Below are 20994 nucleotides of genomic sequence, written 5' to 3'. Positions count from 1 at the left end.
GTCGCAAATGAAGGGAATATTTCGATTTTCGAAAGGGAGGGCAGAGCTGCACCAAAAATGACGGATCACGCCGGCTTACGCGGTGATTTTCGACGATTCAGGATACGAAGATCACCTGTACAAATCGCCGAATGCGTGATTTGGCGCGTCAGAGGATCGGCCGTTGCGTGAAGTCATTCCCGATCAGTTGTCGTTGTCCCGCCAGTAAGGAATTGAATGGCCAAGAAAAATTATAAATCGATGGACGACTTCGCGACTGCCGCCGGCGTATCGCGTCCGACCTTGTCGAAATATTTCGATGATCCCTCGCAGATCAAGGAGGTGACCCGCAAGCGTATCGAGGCGGCTCTCAAGAAGTCGCATTTCGAGCCGAACCTTTTCGCCCGGCATCTCAATCGCAAGCGGACCAGAAATATCGGGATTCTGGTCCCGACCATGTCGGATCCCTTTTATGTGCAGGTCGTATCGCTGATCGAGCTGGAGTTGCGCGAAAAGGGATTCTGGCCCGTCCAGATCTCTTCGCACACGCGGCCGGAGCTGGAGGCCGAGGCCGTGCGGACCTTGCTGTCGCTGAAGGTTGCAGGCGCGATCGTTGCGCCGCTCGGAGCCGGTTTGCGCCGTTCCGCGCTGGAAAGACTAAGGGATGCCATCCCCGTCGTCTGCTTCGACAATCCTGCCGACGCCGACCTTCCTTATGTCGGCAACGATAACGCGCAAAGCATGGCAGCCATTGTGCAATATCTCTGCCGGTCCGGTGAGCCGCCGATCTTCCTGGAAATTCCGCATATGACCGAGAATGCCGGCGAGCGGCAGGCGGGCTACCGCGCGACCATGGCGAGGGAAGGGCACTCCCCGCTCGTCATCGATTGCGACGCCCCACCTTCCTGGGAATTCGAGCGTCTCGGATACGAGCAGATGCAGAGAATTCTTGCGAATGGCAGTCTTCCGGGCAAAACGCTGCTATGCGCCAACGACCGCTTTGCTTTCGGCGCAATGGCAGCCGCATTCGCGTCGGGACTGAAAATCGGCCGGAACGACGCGTGCGACGTGCGCATTGCCGGGCACGACGATCACCCGCTTAGCCGATATACCTGTCCGTCGCTGACGACCATGGCCCAGAACGCGCCCGAGATCGCCGCAAAATCCGTGGAGCTTTTGCTGGCGCATATCGAGAGTGAGGATGATGGAACCACCCCTGCGACGAACAAGGTAATCCTCGAGGCAACGCTGGTCATGCGCGAGTCGGCTTGAGGCCGTGTTTCCGCGTTAACGGGCAAGCGCAGGGTCCATGGCGCGCCATGCCGTTGCGATGGCTTCCAGGGCCTCTTGCGCCTCCGGAATGGCCCGTCTCTTCGATACGAAGCCATGGATCTGTCCGGGCCAGGTCCGGGTCGTTGCCTTCGCTTCGGTGCTGAGCCGCTCGGCATAAGCGGCCCCTTCGTCGAACAACACGTCGTATCCGGCAAGGATCACCAGGGCCGGCGCCACGCCCGCCAGCGATGCTGCGTTAACCGGCGAGGCTCGCCAGTCCGACCGGCTCGCGGCGTCCGGCAGATAGTGGTCTCGGAACCATTTCATAGCGGCTGCCGTCAGGCCGAAATCCTCTTCGTAACGTGAGTAGCTGTCGCTTGTCTGCAACTGGTCGGTCACCGGATAGATCAGCACCTGTCCGATGACAGCCGGCACCTGTCCGTCCCGCGCCAGCAGGGCGACGACGGCGGCCAGATTGCCACCGGCGCTATCGCCAGCGACGACAACCCGCAAGGGATCGATGCCGAGCGCATCAGCCTGCTCCGTCATCCAGACGAGTGCGGCGGCGCAGTCGTCAATGGCAGCAGGAAAGGGATGTTCCGGGGCCAGGCGATAGTCGGGCGAAACCACGACGGCGCCTGCCATATTGGCAAGCGTCCGGCAGATATCCTCATGGGTTTCCGGCGCGCCGATCACAAAACCGCCGCCATGGAGATAAAGCAAGGCCGGCGCGCCCTGGCGCGGCGCAGCGCGGCCGCGCCATATCTTCAACCGGATGGCGCCCACATGCCTTTCCAGGGTCTCGACCACGTCTTCGAGCGGCCGCTGGATGTCTGCGAAACTATCCAGATATTGCTGCCGCGCCAGCGCCGGCGTGCAGCTTTCGACCGGCGTTTGCGGATCGCCAGGCCATGCAAGCGCGCGTTTGGCGGATTCATCCAGTTGTGTCATGCCAGCAAACTCCTCGCTTCGTCTTCCCGCAATTCTTTTGGCTGCGCGACAATACCCGGAATTGTCTGGGCGACACCGGATTCACCTGCACGCAGGATCGCTTCCATGACTTCGAGCACATGCAGCGCGAGATCGCCCGAAGCACGCGGCGCACGGCCTTCGATGATTGCGCGTGCGAGATCGGCAAGACCAAGCATGCGGTAGTTGGCACGATCCGGCGCTGCGATCGGCCAGTTGACGGCACCGAAGAGTTCGCCTGATGTATCCGTTTCCTGCCAGGGAGCGCCACGGCTGGAGAGCGCGACGGAGCCGCCGAAATTGTCGGGGTCGGGCAGGCGCAGCGAGCCTTCGGTCCCGTGGAGCTCTATGGGGTGGTTGGAGTGGCGGAAGACGTCCCAGGAGCTGCCGAAGGTGACCGTGGCGCCGCAATCGAATTCCAGCAGCGAAAGCACGCTGGTCGGCGTACCGATCCTGAATGTAGTGCCCTGTTTCGGCCCCTCGGCGGTGATGAGCCGCTCTTCCTGCCCGCTTGTGGCGACGGCCTGCACACGGCGGATCGGCCCCATCAGATTGATCATCATCGTCAGATAATAGGGCCCCATATCCATGACCGGGCCTGCGCCGGCCTGGTAGTAGAAGCTGGGATCCGGATGCCAGTGCTCCATGCCGCGCCCCATCATGAAGGCTGTTCCAGTCACCGGCTTGCCGATGGCGCCGGCTTCCATCTGCCGCCGGGCATGGCGTCCGGCTGCTCCCAGGAACGTGTCTGGCGCCGAGCCGAGCATGAGGCCCTTTACGGCGGCGGCATCCACCAGCCGGCGTCCTTCCGCGGCCGTGATGCCTAGCGGCTTCTCCGTAAAGACATGCTTGCCCGCCGACAGCGCCCGCATCGAAACGTCAAAATGCGCGGCCGGGATCGTCAGATTGAGGATGAGGTCGATGTTCCTGTCGTCGATGAGGCTATCGACGTCAACCGCGCGCAGATCGAACTCCGCCGCGCGCCGCTTGGCGGCGTCGGCGTTGAGGTCTGCACAGGCGATGATTTCGACGCCGCGAAACAGCGGCGCGTTGCGCATATAGGCGAGCGAAATGTTGCCGCATCCCACAACGCCGATCCTGAGTTTCATACCATTGGTCTGTGTCATCTAAGAACCTGATTTTGCCGTTGCGGGTGCGAAGGGTTGAGGGGTGCGTTACATTTTAATCGCAAGGAATAAAATATATTGACGCACGGTAACATTTGACCGTACGTAATGGCAAGACGCTGGCGTCGCAATCCCCGCTGAAGAGCCCGCCGTTCCGGTCTTCGGCCGCCTCTCCAGGCGGAAGGAGTTTGGCAAGGCCGGCGAAGCCCCCGAGGATTGCCCGCGTGGGAAGCCGCCGGCTTCGGTATCGGCTGTCATCAACGAATAGGTCAGGACCGCGATATGAAAAATGCTGAGCCGCAGATCGGCTGCCAAACATTCACCTGGGAGATGCTGGGTACGGGTTGGGGCGGCGGTCCGGACGATCTGGTGCGCGCCATCGCTGATGGCGGATATGCCGGTATCGAAATCACCGACACGATGATCGGTCACTACGCGCTCAAGCCTGCCGACTTTGCCCGCACCCTGACGGATGCCGGTTTGGCGCTGGTTTCCTTTGCCTTCGGCTCCGCCAGCGGCTTCACGGTGGCGGAAAAGATTGCCTCCGATCTCGACACGGCGCGGCGATGGGTCGATTTCGCGGCGAATTTTCCCGACGCGATGATATCGATGGGGTCGGCGACGGTCGTCTCGGATGGTCCGCGCGACGAGAAGTTCGCCATTGCGGCCGAGTGCTACAATCGTGCGACCGAGATCGGACAGTCGGCTGGCGTCACTGTAGCTGTCCATCCTTCCTCGCACCACAATACGCTGCTCTTCACGCGGAACGACTATGATCAGCTGTTTGCTCTCTTGGATACACAAGTGGGTTGGGTGCCGGATACCGGCCATATCCTGCGTGGCGGCCAGCCGATCGGCGATACGCTGGCCGCCCACCGGGACCGGATCCGCTACGTGCATCTGAAGGATGTCGACGCCGGCGGGATCTGGGCGATGCTGGGCGAAGGCGTCTGCGACGTGCCTGCCGTGATTTCGGCCGTGCAGGATGCACCGAACTTTATCGGCTGGATCGTGGTGGAAGAAGAATCGGACCATGCCGGAACCGATCCTGCCGCCGCCGTTCGCGAGAACCGCGAAACGCTTCGACGTCTGGGCTTCTAACACATCTTGTTTTCCCCGGCGTCGGCCGAAGCCACCGGTCGGCGCCCAAGCTCCTCCCGGATCTCTTCTAAAGTGGAGAGGTTGACTGCAGGTCACGCGTAGCGAACCTCCACGCCCAGCTTGTCCAGCCGGTGGCGAATGCTGTGCGGCATGTTGCTGTCCGTGATGATCAGATCGACGCGCGACAGCGAGAAGGCTTTGGAGGAGGCGCCGATGTCAAATTTGCTCGAATCCGCCACGAGGACAACACGCCGGGCCATCCGAACCAGGTTGCGCTTGGTCCGTGCCACGTCCTCGGAGACATCGACGACATCGAAGGCCTGATCGATCGCGTGGGCGCCGACAAAAGCCTGGTGGGCGACGAGGCCGCCGACCGCTTTGTCGGAGTCCTGTACGATCGTGCTCACGGTGCTGGGAAACACGCGGCCGCCGATCATGTGCACGTCGAGCCCTGGCCGGTACATCAGATGCTGGGCGATGTTCATTGCCGTTGTCGCAACCACGACGTTGTTGACCGGTGGCATCTGCATGGCCACCTGTAGCAGCGTCGAGCCGCTGTCGAAGACGATCGACTGGTTATCGATGATCTGTCTCGCAGCCATCTGGGCGATGCGTCGCTTCGCATCGAAATTGCGTTGCATGCGTTCCTCGAAGGCCGCTGCCGGCGAGTCGGACGGCAGGGCGATTGCCCCGCCATGCGTTTTGATCAGCTGCTTCTTGGCGTCCATGATTTCGAGATCGGAGCGGATCGTCACTTCCGAGACCTCGAAGAATTCCGCGAGCTGGCGGGTGCGTGCCTGGCCGACCCGTTGAAGTTCCAGCATGATCTGCTGCCGCCTCTGCTCTGCAAGCATATGTGATCCCGACTGCCGTTATATGCAACAATGCGACTTTTGAAAAACGAAAGTTCGCCGTCTTATTCCATGGCTCTTGCTGCAGAAATAACCGTTCAATGACGAAAATGCACGTCAAAAATTCATCATTCCTGCAAAAACGAAAGAAATCGAAATATTGAATGTTTGTTTGTTTTCGAGTTAGGGTTTTTCCAGCATCGGCGCCGGCAATCGCAAGCCTGCACAAAGTCGGCAATCACAAAGGAAGTCTCGCCATGGGTCTCGGAACCAAAATCCGCCTCGCACGCCTGTTTTCGAACCCATCGGGTCATTTGTTCGGAGGCGCCGTCGATCATTTTGTCGGTTACGGCAATGTGCGTGAGGGCGGGCTTGCCGACCTGCCGGGTGCGCTCAGACGCGTCATGGCGGGAGGCCCCGACTACATCAGCATCCAGCCTGGCGCGGCGCGCCACCTCTGGTCGGAATATGCCGGAAAGGCAGCGCTCGTCATTCAGGGCGGTTGCTTCACCGCCGACGACCGTATTCGCCAGCTCATTGCGACCCCGGAGGACGCGGTGCGTTATGGTGCGGACGCTCTGGCTGTCGCCATTCCCGTGCGCGGCGCCACCGAAGGCGAGTATATCCGCTGGCTCACCGATACTGTCAACGCCGCTGCCCGCTTCGAGATGCCGGTGGTCGCCCACGTCTATCCCCGCGATTTCTCCGACGGCGGCAAGATCGTGTTCACCCCGGATGAAATCGCTTATGCCGTGCGCATCGGCTTCGAGGCCGGCGTCGACGTGATCAAGGTCGGCTACACCGGCGACTTCGAGTCCTTCCGCGAGACCGTTGCGACCTGCCCGATCCCGGTCGTGATCGCCGGCGGCCCGAAGACCGATACGCTGCTCGGAGCGCTCGTCCAGACGTCGGAAGCATTGCGCGCTGGGGCCAAAGGCGCGGTCGTCGGACGCAACCTCTGGGGTCACGGCGATACGACCATGGCCGCGCGCGCCTTCAAATTCGTCATTCACAATGGGATGGCGCCGGAGGATGCGCTGGCGGCGGCCGGTGCTTGAGACGTGTCGCGCCCTTTCCAGGTTCTGGGCTTCGGCGCCCTGGCAATCGATGACATCATCTATGTCGATCGGGGGCTGACGGCCGGCAAGGGGAAGTTGACGAAGCGCGCCACGGACCATGGCGGCAACGTGGCGACGGCCCTTGTTGCCGTCGCCCGGCTCGGCGGTCAGGCCGGCTTCATCGGCTGGCTCGGCGATGAGACAACGGCCGACGTGGCAGGCAGCGAGCTCGAACGAGACGGCGTCGACATATCGCTGGCTCCCCGCCACGCGGATGCCGCGCCGATCCGCTCCGTGATCACGGTCGGTCCCGACGGCGACCGGTTCATCGCTTATGACGACGATGTGCTGCACGGCACGTCGGATGCATTGCCCGACGACGTTCTGATGCAGGCCCCGGTACTGCTGATCGATGGCTATGCCACGCACTCGGAAAGTGTCGTGGCGCGCGCACGCGCCTTGGGCCTAGCCGTGATAGCCGATATCGAATGGACGGTCGGTGCCGCGACCGACCGGATCCTGGCTTTCGCAGATCACCTGGTGCTGCCGATTGCCTTCGGACGGGAGTACACCGGCGAGGGTGATCCAACGATGATCCTGGATAAGCTCTGGTCAAAGGATCGGTCCGCGGTTGTTCTGACTGATGGCGAACGAGGGACCTACCTCCGCCAGAAGGGCGATGCCACCCGGTGGCATATGCCGGCCTATCAGGTACAGGCGGTCGACACGACCGGCGCCGGTGATTGTTTTCACGGTGCCTACGCCCTTGCCCTCGCTAGGGGTAAGAGCCCGCTTGATTGCGCTGCCTATGCCACGGCGGCGGCCGCCATCTCGGTGACCGCACGGGGAGGGCGCAGAGGCCTGCCAGATCACCAGACGTGCATGGCATGGATGGCGGCGGAGAATGCGCCCGCGCCGCTCCCGATTTCCGGATGTCAAGAATGAGCGCGGGCGGCGATGGGTGCTGGCTCCGGTCGACCGCCCCAACAGAGCCTCACGGGTCACGTGTCATTGAATCGCACTGAGCGATCTCTCAACGGCTGCAACTTCAACCATAAAAGTTACGCGCGGTAAAAAATATAATTCCGCATTTGATTTTTAATTTCGCTCAAAACATTTATATTTTTCAAATAGATATTGGAAACGTTTGGTGATCTTCGGCGAACTATCCTCGATTCTTTGATTGACTTTGAAGCTCAGGCCTGAGCTTTCTTGTCGAAAGGATCGGAGACGGCGCGAGCGCCGTCTGAAGATATGATCCGAACTGGTACGGGAGGACGAGACGTGGCTGTGGTTGTACTCGACAAGATCTGCAAGACCTATGGAAACAGCTACCATGCGATCAAGGATCTGAGCCTGACGATCCATGATGGCGAGTTTCTGATTCTGGTCGGGCCGTCCGGATGCGGAAAATCGACCGCTCTGCGGATGATTGCCGGGCTCGAGGAAATCAGCAGCGGAACATTGAGCATCGGCGGTCAGGACGTCGTGGATCTCGCGCCCAAGGACCGGGACATTGCCATGGTCTTTCAGAGCTATGCGCTTTATCCGCACATGACCGTCTTCGACAACATCGCCTTTTCGATGAAGCTGGCCGGAAAGAACAAGGCCGAACGCACCAAGCGGGTGCATGAGATCGCCAAGATCCTGCAACTGGAGCCCTTGCTGGGCAACAAGCCCGCGCAGCTCTCCGGCGGCCAGCGCCAGCGTGTTGCGATGGGCCGCGCCATGGTCCGCGAGCCTGCGGCATTTCTCATGGACGAACCGCTCTCCAACCTCGATGCAAAGCTGCGTGTTCAGATGCGGGCGGAGATCGCCAGCCTGCAGAGACAGCTGGGCGTGACGACGATCTACGTGACCCATGACCAGACCGAAGCGCTGACCATGGGCGATCGGGTCGCGGTGCTGAAGGGCGGTGTACTTCAGCAGGTGGATACACCCAAGGCTCTGTATCACCGCCCGGTCAATGCGTTTGTCGCGGGCTTTATCGGTTCGCCGTCGATGAACCTTTTCGAAGGGCGTCTAGCGAGCGGACGGATCCATCTGCCGGGCTTCTCCATTCCCTTGTCCGGCGGCGCCTTCGAGCGCGCTCCCGGTCTATCCGCTTTCGAGGGAAAGGATGTGATCTTTGGGGTCAGGCCCGAAGACCTCTACGACAGCCGGTTGCCGTCGGGAGCCTCCCATCCGACGATCCCGGTTGTCGTAAAGTCGATCGAGGAGCTCGGCTCTGAGTTGATCGTGCATTTGAAGATCGACGCGGTCCGGATCGACTCGGGCGATCCCGATGCCGTCGAGGACCTGAGCGGGGCCGCCAACGCCGTCGCGCGGTTCGAAGCGGTCAGCGCGGTCGAGACGGGCCAATCGATCGATCTGGCCATCGACCCGGCGAAACTTCACTTTTTCAATCCTCAAACACATATGGCGCTGTGAAGTGACGAGGGAGAGCCGACACGCCGGTGGCGGTCTGGCCAGAAGACGCCGGCGACGTTCGATGTCTTGAAAGCATTCCATCCGACGCCGAAACCAGCATTCATCTTCAATATCCGATCCAAAGGGCTTATCGATGCCAGCAAAACAGGAACGACGTCTCCGCATCGGCGTGTTGGGAGCGGGCCAGATTGCCCAGGCCGCGCACTTCGAGAGCTGCACGAAGGCAGCCAATGCCGACCTCTATGCGATTTGCGACGTCGCCGAGGATCTCCGCGAACGCATGGCTATCACCCACGGGGCGGAAAAAACCTATGGCGATTACGATCAGATGCTGGCCGATCCCGACCTCGATGCCGTGGTCATCGCGACGGCCGATGCCTTTCACGTCCCGGCTTCTCTTCGCGCCCTTCAGGCGGGCAAACATGTGCTGTGCGAAAAACCGGTCGGCGTCACCATCGAGGAATGCCTTGAACTGAAGGCCGCAGTCGACAAGTCGGGAAAGGTGTTTCAGGTCGGGCACATGAAGCGTTTCGACGCGGGGCTCCAAGCTGCCAAATCCTTCATCCGCGATGAAATGGGCGAGATGGTCGCTCTCAAAGCATGGTATTGCGACAGCACGCACCGCTATCCGATGACCGATGCGGTCCAGCCTCTGATCGTCACCAGCGCCAATGCGAAGAAACCCTCCACCAATCCGAAGGCCGATCTGCGGCGCTACTATATGCTTGCCCATGGTTGCCATCTGATCGACACGGCACGGTATTTCGCCGGCGACATCGTCTCCGTCAACGCTCGTCTGTCCGAGCGCGCCGGTATCTGGTGCTGGTTCGTGGATGTGGAATTTGCCTCCGGCACGCTCGGCCATCTCGATCTTACCGTCCAGGTGCGCATGGATTGGCACGAAGGCTTCCAGATCTACGGCAAGAACGGCAGCATTTTGGGCAAGACCTATAACCCATGGTACTACAAGACCAGCGAGGTGGACATTTTCCGGGAAGCAGACGGCGCCACCCATCGCGTTCTCGGTGCCGACGGCCATTTCTATCGCCGTCAGGTCGAGGGCTTCGCCCGCACCATTCTGGATGGCGCGGTGATGGAAGGCGCCGATATCGATGATGGCCTGGCATCCGTCCGGGCCATGGTCGCGGTTGCGCGCTCCGTCGAAAGCGGCAAGGCGGTTGCGCTGTCCGACGTCACGGGTGGCGTGTGATGAAGCTCGGCATCTTCGCAAAGACCTTCGAGGGAACGGAACCCGCAACCGTTCTCAACTCGGTCGCTGGCGCCGGGTTCACCTGCGCACAATACAATATGGCCTGCTCGGGCCTTTCGCCGATGCCGGAGATCATCACGGAAGCCCAGGCCCGCGCAGTCGGCGAAGCGGCGCTGAGCAGCGGCGTCGAAATCGTTGCCGTTTCGGGCACCTTCAACATGATCCATCCGGATCCCGCCGTTCGCGAGGCCGGCCTTCGCAGACTGACAACGCTGGCCGAGCGCAGCACCAGCATGTCGACGACCTTGATCACGCTCTGCACCGGCACGCGCGATCCCATCGACCAGTGGAAGGCGCATGCCGACAACGACACGCCGGAGGCCTGGCGGGATCTCCTCGAGGCCATGGGGGCGGCCATCGAGATCGCCGAGCGCTATGACGTGGATCTCGGCATCGAGCCCGAGCTTGCCAATGTCGTCAACTCGGCTGAGAAGGCTTACCGGCTGATCGCGGCCCTGAAGAGCCCCCGCATCAAGATCGTACTCGATCCGGCCAATCTCTTCGAGGTGGCGACGCTGGATGAACAGCGGAGCATTGTGTCTTCCGCCATCGACCTTCTGGCCGATCGGATCGTGATGGCGCATGCGAAAGATCGCAATCCGGACGGTAGTTTTGCGACCGCCGGCAAGGGTGTCCTCGACTACGCGCATTATCTCGGCCGTCTCAAGGCGATTGGCTTTAAGGGCAGTCTCGTCACGCATGGTCTTTCGGCCGCGGAGGCGGCCGGTGTGGCGACTTTCCTGAAGAACAGTCTCGGCGGCGAAGCTGTGGGGGCAGGGCGATGAAACGGGCACAACCGTTCGAAACCAGCGATGGAACCATTCTCAATGTCGATATGGCGGGCGAAGGCGCGTCCGTCATATTCCAGCACGGTCTATGCGGCGACGCGGCGCAGACCGATGAAGTCTTTCCGCTCGACGCGGGTTTTCGCCGGGTTACCATCGAAGCGCGCGGCCACGGCCATTCCCGGGCCGGCAATCTGGAGCAGTTGTCGATTGCGACCTTCTGCGATGATATCGCCGCCTATATCGAGAAAAACCTTACGCCGCCGATCGTGATCGGCGGCATCTCGATGGGTGCTGCGATCGCCTTGCGCCTCGCGGTCAAGCGGCCCGATCTTGTCAAGGCTCTGATCATCGCGAGGCCGGCCTGGCTGACGGCATCCGCGCCGGAGAATATGGCACCCAACGCCGAGGTCGGGCGGCTTTTGAAAACTCTGCCGCCGGATGAGGCAAAGACCGCATTCCTCGCCGGGCCGGTGGGCGTGCGGCTCGCCGCCGAGGCGCCGGACAATCTGGCGTCGCTTGCCGGCTTTTTCTCCCGCACGCCTTTGGATGTGACCGCCGAACTGCTCACCCGGATTTCCAATGACGGTCCTCATGTGACCGACGAAGAGGTCGGCAATCTCTCCATGCCGACGCTGGTCATCGGCCATGATCGGGACAGCATTCATCTTCTCAGCCATGCGCGTGCTCTTGCCGAGCGGATTGCCGGCGCGCGTTTGGTGCAGATCACATCGAAGACCGAGAGCCGTGCGCAATACGTCGCCGACTTCCGGCTTGCCATGGGCAATTTTCTGAAGGAGCTCTGAAACAATGACGACCCCCTCCAAGACCTGGATCGCCGATCTTCCGAAGGACCGCCTGATTGCCGAATTCTCCGTCTGGTCGGCCGATCTCGTACGTCTGGCGGATGATCTGGCGCGTGTCGATCCTTACGTCGACATCCTCCACATCGATGTCGCCGATGGCCATTTCGCGCCGGCAATGTTGTTTTTCCCCGATCTTGTTGCAGGTGTGCGCAAAGTTTCCGCGCGCCCGATCCACGTTCACCTGATGGTCGCCGACAGCATCCTCCTGTCGCAGATCGAGCAGTTCGCCGATGCGGGCAGCGATCTGATCAGTCTTCATGTTGAAAACGAAAGTGTCGCCGCTGAAGCTCTCGATCTTCTCGATCGCCGCGGCGTCGCAGCCGGCATGGTGCTGAAGGTTGATACCCCTGTCGAACGCGTCGAGAAATACGCTTCCCGGCTGCGCTTTGTGACGCTGCTCGGCACGGCGATCGGCGTGAAGGGCCAGGGTCTCGACGAAAAAGCCGGAGCGCGGCTTCAGCAGGCAAAGCAGATCATCGCCGGTTGCGGCGCGGCGCATCGGATCGTGCTGGCGGCCGACGGCGGTATTCGCGAGCACACCGTGCCTCTTCTGCGCCAGTCGGGTGCGGAAACGGTCGTCCTCGGTTCCCTGGCTTTCAACGCGCCGTCGCTCGACGAGCGGATGGCATGGGTGCGCGCACTCTAACTCATGGTCTTCGCATGCAGCAGATTGCCATTGGAATCGACCTCGGTGGGACGCAGGTGCGCGCTGCCCTCGTCGACGAGCAGGGCAGGATCCTGGCACGTGCAGCCGAACCGACGGATGCGCTGGCGGGCCCCGACCGCGTGCTCGCCCAAATCTGCGGCCTGACCGATGGACTGCTTGCAGCATCGAACCCTGCCTCGGTGGTGGGCGTCGGCGTATCCGCTCCGGGTCCACTCGATACGGTCGCGGGCGTCGCCTCGAATATCCCGACGCTCTCCGGCTTTGTCGATTTTCCGCTGAAGGCGGAATTGCAGAAGCGGTTTCCGTTTCCGGTCGACCTCGAGAACGATGCCATTGCCGCTGCCATCGGCGAGTGGCAGTTCGGAGCCGGCAAGGGGCTCGATAATCTGGTCTATGTCACCGTGAGCACCGGCATTGGCGGTGGGGTTGTGTCGGACGGTCGCGTCGTGCGCGGCCGCAAGGGCATGGCAGCCCATGTCGGGCACATGTCGGTCGTGCCGAACGGAGAGCTTTGCCCCTGCGGCAACAGGGGTTGTTTCGAGGCCTACGGATCCGGAACGGCCTTTGCGCGCCGCGCCCAAATGCGGGCTATGGAATCCAGCGGGACGACGATAGGCAGCGATGGCGGCGCCATCGACAGCCGCAGCGTTTTCGCGGCCGCAAGAGATGGCGATCGTCTCGCAAATCAACTGATTGACGAGGAAGCGGAAATTCTCGGTCGCGGCTTCACCAGCCTGATCCATATCTTCAGTCCCGATATCATCGTGATGGGAGGCGGGCTTTCCCACGAGTTCGACCGGCTGCAACCGGGCATTCAAGGCTACATCACGCAATGGGCGATGCCGGCATTCAAGGATGTCAGGGTAATGCTGGCGGCATTGGACCAGAACTCGGGCCTCGTCGGCGCAGCGGCTCTGGCGTTTCTGACCGGCAAGGTCACTGCGGTCGATCAGCTTTAGAAAAGCAGGCCGATCCTGCGTGCGTCGGCGCAAGGCCCCTGGAAACGCGGCAACGGTTTGTGCGACAGGGTCTAAGTCAAACTAGTCGATGTCCCCTTTCCGTATCGAGAGGTTGCTCTTCGTCAGGGCGGCGGGGCGGTACTTTCCCTCAGGATCAGTTCGACTGGCCACAATTCGTGGACCTCATCCACGGCACGTCCAGCGATAAGCTGTAGCGCTAGCTCAGCGCAGCGCATGCCCGCGGCACGCATGGACGATCGTGTTGTCGAGAGCGACGGCACCATGCTTTCTGCCATCAGATAAGGGAAAACGTCGTCATGGGCGATAACCGACACATCCTGCCCCACCGTCATCCCAAGCGAACGGACGGCACGGTAAACACCAAGCGCTGTCATCGTGGAACCGGCAACGATGGCGGTCGGCGCATTCGCGCTCTCCAGAAAAGAGCGGGCATGACGAAAGCCGCTCTCGTCGGAGAATTTATCGCAGACCATCAGGTTGGTATCGACCACGAGTCCACGCTCCTGATGGGCAATCCGAAAACCATGTTCGCGATGGATCGAATACGTCTTGCCCCGCAGGCCATTGATCATGGCAATGCGCCGGTGCCCGAGATCGAACAGGTGTTCGGTGGCTCTACGCACGGCATTTTCATTATCGATATCGAGCCACGCGTGAACGTGCTCGGTCTCCGAGCGGCCGTGAACCAGGAAAGGCAGACCCAGGCTGTTCAGCAGCTCGATCCGCGGGTCCTTGGGGCGAGGCGAATGAATGATCACTGCATCCACTCGGCGACTCTCGACCAGGCGTCGGTAGGCCTGCATTTCGTCGTCATCATTGTGCGCGGTAATAGGCGTGATGAGAATATCGGTATCGGCCGTTTCCAGACGCTGCGCCATCCCCGACATGAATTCAGCGAAATGGATTTCTCCCGAACGCGCCATCATGACGCCTATCGCTCCGGCTCTCCCGGTCTTTAGCCGCACGGCATTGATATCGGGGCGATAGCCAAGCCGCATTGCTTCGCTCGCAACCCGGGCGCGCGTGGCTTCGCTCACCTCGGGATAACCGCTGAGCGCACGGCTGACCGTCGTCGGAGAGAGCCCAAGCTGCTTTGCAAATTCACGAAGTTTCATCGGATGTCTTCTTTGTCCCGGCAATCAATGGACGAAGCGTTGGCGATGCGCAACGGGCAAGTACCAGTCCGGCCAAAAATTGAAATCGGTTTCAATTTTGTTGCTTTGAATCTCTGCTTACAGGGGCAAAAAATACCCCCAATCACTGTATATCTGGCTTTCTCTCATCGGAATACAACTGAGGATCGTTAATCGTGATGGCTTGACGCCTCTGTGACCTTCTGCAATGGTTTGGTGGCCAAATCGATTTCAATTTCTGGGAGGAGATCATGAAAAAGTTTGCTTTAGCTTTGTCGGCACTCAGCGTCGCTATCGCTGCCGGCTCTGTCCGTGCCGCTGAAATTTCGTTTGCCGCAAATACCACCGGCAAAAACGTCGAATTCCTTCACAACCAGCTCGCAATTTTCGAGAAGAATACCGGTAATCAGGTCAAGCTCGTCACCATGCCGTCATCGAGCAGCGAGCAGTTTTCTCAATATCGCCTGTGGCTTGCTGCTGGAAACAAGGACGTCGATGTCTATCAGACTGATGTTATCTGGGCACCGCAGCTTGCCGACCAGTTCGTCGATCTGAAGGAGGCAGCCAAGGACGTGGTCGGCCAGTTCTTCCCGTCGATCGTCGCGTCTCAGACTGTCAATGGCCGGCTTGTGGCGCTGCCATTGTTTACCGATGCTCCGGCGCTGTTTTACCGAAAGGACCTGCTGGAGAAATATGGAAAACAGCCGCCGAAGACCTGGGACGAGATGGCCGCAACCGCCAAAGAGATTCAGGATAAAGAACGCCAGGCCGGACAGAAGGACCTCTGGGGCTACGTCTTCCAGGGCAATTCCTACGAAGGGCTTACCTGCAACGGACTGGAATGGGTGAAGTCGTCGGGCGGCGGCCAGATCGTCGAGCCGGACGGGACGATCTCGATCAATAACGAGAAGGCGGCAGCAGCGCTAGAACGGGCCAAGGGCTGGATTGGCACCATCTCACCGCCAGGGGTGCTCGCATATCAGGAAGAAGAATCGCGCGGCGTCTGGCAGACCGGCAACGCCGTCTTCATGCGCAACTGGCCTTATGCCTATTCTCTCGGAAACGGTGCCGACAGCGCGGTGAAGGGCAAGTTCGACGTGATGACGCTACCGGTTGCGGCCGTCGGCGATAAGCCGTCTTCGACACTTGGCGGCTGGAACCTGGCGGTTTCGAAATATTCCGAAAAGCAGGACGCAGCGGTCGCGCTGGTCAAATTCCTGGCGTCGAAGGACGTTCAAAAGGCACGTGCCATCGAACTCTCCAATTTGCCGACCCTGACGGATCTCTATGACGACAAGGATGTCGCTGCCGCGCAGCCCTTCATGCCGAACTGGAAACCCATTTTCCAGGACGCGGTGCCACGCCCTTCGGCGACGGCCAAGGTAAAGTACAACGAGGTGTCCTCGAAGTTCTGGACTGCAGTGCACAATACCTTGTCAGGCAGCGGCTCGGCTGCCGAGAACCTCGAGCTTCTCGAAGCCGACCTAACGACCCTCAGAGGAGACGCTTGGTGAGTATTCCGACCGGCGGCTGTCAGGCCGTCGGTCGGGTCTTCGGACGCGCTAACGAGGGATAGACGTTTCATGAGCGAAATCGTAGTTCCACAAGCAGTCAAGCCCAGGGTTTCCCATTTCAGAGCCACCACGGAGTTGCGGTCCGAGCGCATTCGATCGGCATGGATGTTTCTGGCGCCGACGCTGTTGATCTTGGCAATCGTCGCTGGCTGGCCGCTGTTCAGAACGATCTATTTCAGTTTTACGAATGCGTCGCTGAACGACCTTGGTAATGCGCAGTTCGTCGGCTTTGACAATTATTTGTCGTGGGTGACACTGAAGAGCGGAAGGACCGTCTTTCGCGGGCTGCTTGCCGATCCGGTCTGGTGGAATGCCGTCTGGAACACTGCCAAGTTTACCGTCCTTTCGGTGGTAATCGAGACCGTGCTCGGGCTGATCGTCGCCTTGGTGCTGAACGCACGGTTCGTCGGGCGTGGGATCGTACGGGCCGCAATCCTCATTCCTTGGGCGATCCCAACAATCGTCTCAGCAAAGATGTGGGCCTGGATGCTCAATGATCAGTTCGGCATTCTGAACGATATTCTGCTCGGCTTCGGTCTTATCAGCGAGAAGATTGCCTGGACCGCCAATCTGGAAACGGCGATGATCGCAGTGCTGATCGTCGATGTCTGGAAGACGACGCCCTTCATGGCGCTTCTGATTCTTGCGGGACTACAGATGGTTCCGGGAGACATCTATGAGGCTGCTAAGATCGACGGCGTCAATCCGGTCAAGGTTTTCTGGCGCCTGACGCTGCCGCTGATCCGACCGGCCATCATGGTTGCCGTGATCTTCCGGATGCTGGATGCGATGCGCATCTTCGACCTGATCTATGTTCTGACACCCAACAATGCGCAGACGAAGACCATGTCGGTCATGGCGCGCGAGAACCTGTTCGACTTCGACAAGTTCGCCTACGGCGCCACCGCGTCAACGGTACTTTTCCTCATCATTGCCTCCGTAACCGTCCTTTATATCTGGCTCGGTCGCGTCAAGCTCGGCGGGGAGGAACGTTGATGCTGCTTTCGATCGCCAAAAATACGCTCTTCTACCTGCTCGTCACAATCATCGTCATCATTGCGGTATTTCCGTTCTACTATGCAATCCTCACGAGCCTGAAGACCGGCACGGCCCTTTTCAAGGTCGATTATTGGCCGACCTCGATCTCCTTCGGCAACTATACTTCCGTGATGGGCCAGGGCGGTTTCGTCCGCAGTCTGGCGAATTCTGCGATGATCGCCTGCGTCGTGGTTTCAGCATCGCTGCTACTTTCGATCACCGCCTCCTTCGCTTTGGCCCGGGTGCACTTCCGCGGGCGGGCACTGTTGATGTTGACCATCCTCTCGGTGTCGATGTTTCCGCAGATTGCCGTTCTTGCGGGCCTCTTCGAACTCATCCGCTGGATCGGCATCTTCAACACGCCCTTCGCGCTGATCTTTTCCTACATGATCTTCACGCTCCCCTTCACCGTCTGGGTGCTGACGACCTTCATGCGGGAATTGCCGATCGAGATCGAGGAGGCGGCGATCGTCGACGGCGCCTCACCATGGATCATCATCACCCAGGTGTTCATGCCGTTGATGTGGCCGGCGCTGGTGACGACGGGGCTGCTCGCCTTCATCACTGCCTGGAACGAGTTTCTTTTCGCGCTGACGTTCACATCGTCGGATACGCAGCGAACCGTCCCGGTTGCGATCGCCCTGCTTTCGGGCAACAGCGAATTCGAGATTCCCTGGGGCAACATCATGGCGGCTTCAGTGATCGTCACCGTGCCGGTCGTCGTGCTTGTTTTGATATTCCAGCGCCGGATCATTTCGGGGCTGACCGCCGGCGGCGTCAAGGGTTGAGGGAGTAGGACATGGCAGAAATCCGACTGGAGAATATCCGCAAGAGCTTCGGCGCTTTCGAGGTGATCAAAGGCGTGACGATGGACATCCGCCGGGGCGAGTTCATGGTGTTCGTGGGGCCGTCGGGATGCGGCAAGTCCACGCTGCTGCGGCTTATCTCTGGGCTCGAGGACATCACGTCGGGAACCCTCTCCTTCGACAACAAGACGGTGAACCAGCACGCGCCGTCGAAGAGGGGGATCGCCATGGTGTTCCAGTCCTACGCGCTCTATCCGCATATGACGGTCTTCGACAACATGGCTTTCGGCATGAAACTGTCCGGGAGCACCAGAGACGAATGCCGCCAGCGTGTTGAACAGGCCGCCGGCATGCTGCAGCTCTCACCCTACTTGGACCGCTTGCCGCGACAGCTTTCCGGCGGGCAGCGTCAGCGCGTCGCAATCGGCCGGGCGATAGTACGCGATCCCAAGGTCTTTCTCTTCGACGAGCCGCTGTCCAACCTCGATGCGGCGCTTCGCGTCGCGACGAGGCTGGAAATCGCGAAGCTTCATCGCAGCATGCACAACACGACGATGATCTATGTGACCCATGACCAGGTCGAGGCCATGACACTCGCCGATCGGATCTGCGTGTTGAGGGACGGCGTCGTCGAGCAGATCGGCACGCCGCTGGAACTTTACGAAAGCCCCAATTCGGTCTTCGTTGCCGGCTTCATCGGTTCGCCGAAAATGAATTTCCTCTCGGGCGGGCTGGCGCAACCCTATGATAGCCATACGATTGGCGTGCGCGCAGAGCATGTTCGCATCACGCCCGAGTCGCCCGTTTGGAGCGGCACGGTCATCCATTCAGAAATCCTCGGCGCCGATAGCTTCGTCTATCTGGATATCGGGGCGGATGAGCCGTTCGTCGTGCGGGAAGCCGGTGTCTCCCGCCACGCGCCCGGCCAAACACTTGGCCTTGTACCACTTGCCGGCCACGTTCACCGTTTCGACCGGTCGGGCCGGGCGCTTGAGCGAGCATCCATGCGGGCTGCCTGATTTTCCCAGGGTCGATGTTCCTCCCAAGGCTCGATCCGTTTTTAACTATAAGGAGAGAACGACGTGACCATTCGCACCGTTGTGTGGGGAGAGAATATCCACGAGACTACCAATGAGATCGTCCGGGGGATCTATCCTGAGGGCATGCACACGACGATCGCCAATGCGCTAAACACCGATCCAAGTATCTCGGCGACGACGGCGACGCTGCAGGAGCCGGAACACGGCCTCAGCGAAGCCCGCCTTACTGAGACCGACGTCTTGACCTGGTGGGGCCACAAGGATCACGGCGCGGTCTCCGACGTCGTCGTCGAGCGTGTTGCCAAGCGCGTCTGGGAAGGCATGGGCCTGCTGGTGCTGCATTCCGGCCATTTCTCGAAGATCTTCAAGCGGCTGATGGGTACGCCCTGCGCGCTGAAATGGCGCGAGGCGGGTGAGCGCGAGCGACTGTGGACGATCAACCAGCGCCATCCGATCGCCGCCGGCATCGGCGAGCATTTCGAGCTTGAGAACGAGGAAATGTACGGCGAGCAGTTCTCTGTGCCGGAACCGCTCGAAACGGTGTTCATCTCCTGGTTCCAGGGCGGCGAAGTGTTCCGCTCTGGCCTGACCTGGCGCCGTGGCGCCGGCAACATCTTCTATTTCCGCCCCGGCCACGAGACCTATCCGACCTATCACGACGTCAATGTCCAGAAGGTGCTGATCAACGGCGTGAAGTGGGCCCATAACCCTGAGGGTGCATTGAAGAGCATTACCGATGCTCCAAATGTCCCGGTAGAAAAAGCATTGGAGCCGATCGTCGAACGCGGCCCGAGACTGCACCAGGCCGGCGAAGCCGGTTACCGCTGAGGAACTGAAACACCTTCCTTGGGCTTAGACGCCACGCGTGCGGTCGGCCCGGGAAAACACTGCGCTGACAGTCGTCGCTCTCCATTTGGCAAGACCCTCTGCCGCTTGTGAAAGACGACGGTTTTGGCGCTAATGATTTCGATAAACGACCATGAGGACAAAAATGCGCTTGATCATTCTCGGAACCGGAGGATGGGCAAACACCCATGCCATGAATTTTTCCGAAATCGCCGACGTAAAAATTGTTGCTGCTGTCGATACGGACGAGGTCCGGCTGCGGGCCTTCGCGCTCAGGCATAGTATCCCACTTACTTTCACGTCGCTTGATGACGCCCTTGCCTGGGGAGAGTTTGACGCCGTGACCAATGTCACGCCGGATCGCGCGCATTATTCCACGACAATGAAGATACTCGGCGCCGGCAAGCATGTCCTCTGCGAGAAGCCGCTGGCGGTAAACTACCGTGAAGCCAAAGAGATGGCCGACGCTGCTGCTGCGTCCGGCAAGGTCACGATGGTAAACCTTACCTATCGTAATGTAGCGCCGCTGCAAGCAGCGCGTAAAATGGTGCTGGACGGACGCCTCGGCGCGATCCGCCACTTCGAAGCGTCCTATCTCCAGAGCTGGCTGGTCTCAAAGGCGTGGGGCGACTGGACCAAGGAATCGCAATGGCTTTGGCGGCTGTCGACAAAGCACGGTTCCAATGGCGTGCTGGGCGATGTCGGTATCCATATTCTCGACTTCGCGGTTTTTGCTGCCGGAAGTGACGTCAAGGCGGCCGCATCGCATCTCAAGGTGTTCGACAAGAGCCCCGGAAATCGGATCGGCGAGTATGATCTCGACGCCAATGACAGTTTCCTGATGATGGCTGAACTCGAAAACGGTGCCGCTGGCGTCATCCACGCAACGCGCTGGGCGACTGGCCATCTGAACGAATTGCGCCTACGCCTGCATGGAGACAAGGGCGCGCTGGAGGTGGTGCATACGCCTGAAGGTTCGACACTCAGGGCCTGCGAAGGTCCCGATGCCGACAAGGCAATCTGGCGTAAGATCGAGGTCGAACCGGTAATCACCAATTTCCAGCGTTTTGCAAATGCCGTGCAAAACGGGCAGCCGGATGAGCCTGGTTTCGGCCACGCAGCCAAGCTGCAATTCGTTCTCGACCACGCAGTGAAGACGGCCGGCGCTCTGACCGAACTTTAAGCGAAGGCGCTCCAGTTCG

General features: G+C 60.3%; 20 protein-coding genes. 16 read left to right on the top strand and 4 right to left on the bottom strand.

What is annotated here, in order from left to right; genetic code table 11:
* Positions 1-216: 216 nt before the first annotated feature.
* Positions 217-1251 (top strand): LacI family DNA-binding transcriptional regulator, encoded by a 1035-nt coding sequence (locus OLZ32_RS31865; RefSeq protein WP_264396284.1) that lies wholly within the window; start codon positions 217-219, stop codon positions 1249-1251.
* A 15-nt stretch (positions 1252-1266) separates the two neighbouring features.
* Here the strand turns inward: OLZ32_RS31865 and OLZ32_RS31860 are convergent, their stop codons facing one another.
* Both OLZ32_RS31860 and OLZ32_RS31855 read right to left on the bottom strand, forming a co-directional pair.
* Entirely contained in the window at positions 1267-2202 is a 936-nt protein-coding gene (locus tag OLZ32_RS31860) for an alpha/beta hydrolase (protein ID WP_003550154.1), read from the bottom strand.
* Entirely contained in the window at positions 2199-3347 is a 1149-nt protein-coding gene (locus tag OLZ32_RS31855; protein WP_264396283.1) for a Gfo/Idh/MocA family protein, read from the bottom strand. Before OLZ32_RS31855 ends, OLZ32_RS31860 begins: the two co-directional genes overlap by 4 nt.
* Before the next feature lie 282 nt (positions 3348-3629).
* Here OLZ32_RS31855 and OLZ32_RS31850 point away from each other — a divergent pair, with 282 nt between their 5' ends.
* Positions 3630-4448 carry a sugar phosphate isomerase/epimerase family protein gene (locus OLZ32_RS31850; RefSeq protein WP_003550156.1) on the top strand — a complete coding sequence of 273 codons (819 nt, stop codon included), beginning with the start codon at positions 3630-3632 and terminating at the stop codon, positions 4446-4448.
* 92 nt (positions 4449-4540) lie between these two features.
* Here OLZ32_RS31850 and OLZ32_RS31845 read toward each other — a convergent pair whose 3' ends face one another.
* Positions 4541-5302: a DeoR/GlpR family DNA-binding transcription regulator gene (locus OLZ32_RS31845; RefSeq protein WP_003550157.1), complete on the bottom strand. Its 762-nt coding sequence runs from the start codon at positions 5300-5302 to the stop codon at positions 4541-4543.
* Between the two features lie 254 nt (positions 5303-5556).
* Here OLZ32_RS31845 and OLZ32_RS31840 point away from each other — a divergent pair, with 254 nt between their 5' ends.
* The 8 genes from OLZ32_RS31840 (at position 5557) to OLZ32_RS31805 (ending at position 13334) form a co-directional block, all read left to right on the top strand.
* A complete protein-coding gene (locus OLZ32_RS31840; protein WP_028744131.1) occupies positions 5557-6357 on the top strand; it encodes a beta/alpha barrel domain-containing protein in 801 nt (266 codons plus the stop codon).
* 3 nt (positions 6358-6360) lie between these two features.
* Positions 6361-7302, top strand: a complete 942-nt coding sequence (locus OLZ32_RS31835) for a PfkB family carbohydrate kinase (RefSeq protein ID WP_003550160.1) — start codon at positions 6361-6363, stop codon at positions 7300-7302.
* A 339-nt stretch (positions 7303-7641) separates the two neighbouring features.
* Positions 7642-8787 carry an ABC transporter ATP-binding protein gene (locus OLZ32_RS31830; protein ID WP_020047087.1) on the top strand — a complete coding sequence of 382 codons (1146 nt, stop codon included), beginning with the start codon at positions 7642-7644 and terminating at the stop codon, positions 8785-8787.
* 133 nt (positions 8788-8920) lie between these two features.
* Complete coding sequence (locus OLZ32_RS31825; protein ID WP_222407303.1) at positions 8921-9997, top strand: Gfo/Idh/MocA family protein; 1077 nt, start codon at positions 8921-8923, stop codon at positions 9995-9997.
* The gene (locus tag OLZ32_RS31820; RefSeq protein ID WP_264396282.1) at positions 9997-10842 is read left to right on the top strand and encodes a sugar phosphate isomerase/epimerase family protein; all 846 of its coding nucleotides are present in this window, start codon (positions 9997-9999) and stop codon (positions 10840-10842) included. Before OLZ32_RS31825 ends, OLZ32_RS31820 begins: the two co-directional genes overlap by 1 nt.
* A complete protein-coding gene (locus tag OLZ32_RS31815; protein ID WP_264396281.1) occupies positions 10839-11648 on the top strand; it encodes an alpha/beta fold hydrolase in 810 nt (269 codons plus the stop codon). Before OLZ32_RS31820 ends, OLZ32_RS31815 begins: the two co-directional genes overlap by 4 nt.
* 4 nt (positions 11649-11652) lie before the next feature.
* Positions 11653-12354 (top strand): ribulose-phosphate 3-epimerase, encoded by a 702-nt coding sequence (locus tag OLZ32_RS31810; protein WP_264396280.1) that lies wholly within the window; start codon positions 11653-11655, stop codon positions 12352-12354.
* Positions 12355-12368: 14 nt separating this feature from the next.
* Positions 12369-13334: an ROK family protein gene (locus OLZ32_RS31805; protein ID WP_264396296.1), complete on the top strand. Its 966-nt coding sequence runs from the start codon at positions 12369-12371 to the stop codon at positions 13332-13334.
* Between the two features lie 122 nt (positions 13335-13456).
* Here the strand turns inward: OLZ32_RS31805 and OLZ32_RS31800 are convergent, their stop codons facing one another.
* Positions 13457-14470, bottom strand: coding sequence for a substrate-binding domain-containing protein (locus OLZ32_RS31800; protein ID WP_264396279.1), 1014 nt, complete (start codon positions 14468-14470; stop codon positions 13457-13459).
* A 269-nt stretch (positions 14471-14739) separates the two neighbouring features.
* Between OLZ32_RS31800 and OLZ32_RS31795 the strand changes: the two genes are divergently transcribed.
* The 6 genes from OLZ32_RS31795 (at position 14740) to OLZ32_RS31770 (ending at position 20975) form a co-directional block, all read left to right on the top strand.
* On the top strand, positions 14740-16002 hold the full coding sequence (locus tag OLZ32_RS31795; protein WP_264396278.1) for an ABC transporter substrate-binding protein: 1263 nt from the start codon (positions 14740-14742) through the stop codon (positions 16000-16002).
* Positions 16003-16071: 69 nt separating this feature from the next.
* Entirely contained in the window at positions 16072-17058 is a 987-nt protein-coding gene (locus OLZ32_RS31790; protein ID WP_003550171.1) for a carbohydrate ABC transporter permease, read from the top strand.
* Entirely contained in the window at positions 17058-17888 is an 831-nt protein-coding gene (locus OLZ32_RS31785) for a carbohydrate ABC transporter permease (RefSeq protein ID WP_264396277.1), read from the top strand. Before OLZ32_RS31790 ends, OLZ32_RS31785 begins: the two co-directional genes overlap by 1 nt.
* An 11-nt stretch (positions 17889-17899) precedes the next feature.
* Complete coding sequence (locus OLZ32_RS31780; protein WP_017991311.1) at positions 17900-18925, top strand: ABC transporter ATP-binding protein; 1026 nt, start codon at positions 17900-17902, stop codon at positions 18923-18925.
* A 63-nt stretch (positions 18926-18988) separates the two neighbouring features.
* Positions 18989-19774, top strand: coding sequence for a ThuA domain-containing protein (locus OLZ32_RS31775; protein ID WP_017991310.1), 786 nt, complete (start codon positions 18989-18991; stop codon positions 19772-19774).
* A gap of 163 nt (positions 19775-19937) precedes the next feature.
* Positions 19938-20975, top strand: a complete 1038-nt coding sequence (locus OLZ32_RS31770) for a Gfo/Idh/MocA family protein (RefSeq protein ID WP_264424339.1) — start codon at positions 19938-19940, stop codon at positions 20973-20975.
* Positions 20976-20994: the final 19 nt, after the last annotated feature.

Origin of the sequence: Rhizobium acaciae, from assembly GCF_025941625.1 — a bacterium.
Taxonomy (GTDB): Bacteria; Pseudomonadota; Alphaproteobacteria; order Rhizobiales; family Rhizobiaceae; genus Rhizobium; species Rhizobium acaciae.
The sequence above is the reverse complement of the archived record's forward strand: the minus strand, read 5'-3'. Positions and strand labels throughout refer to the sequence as shown.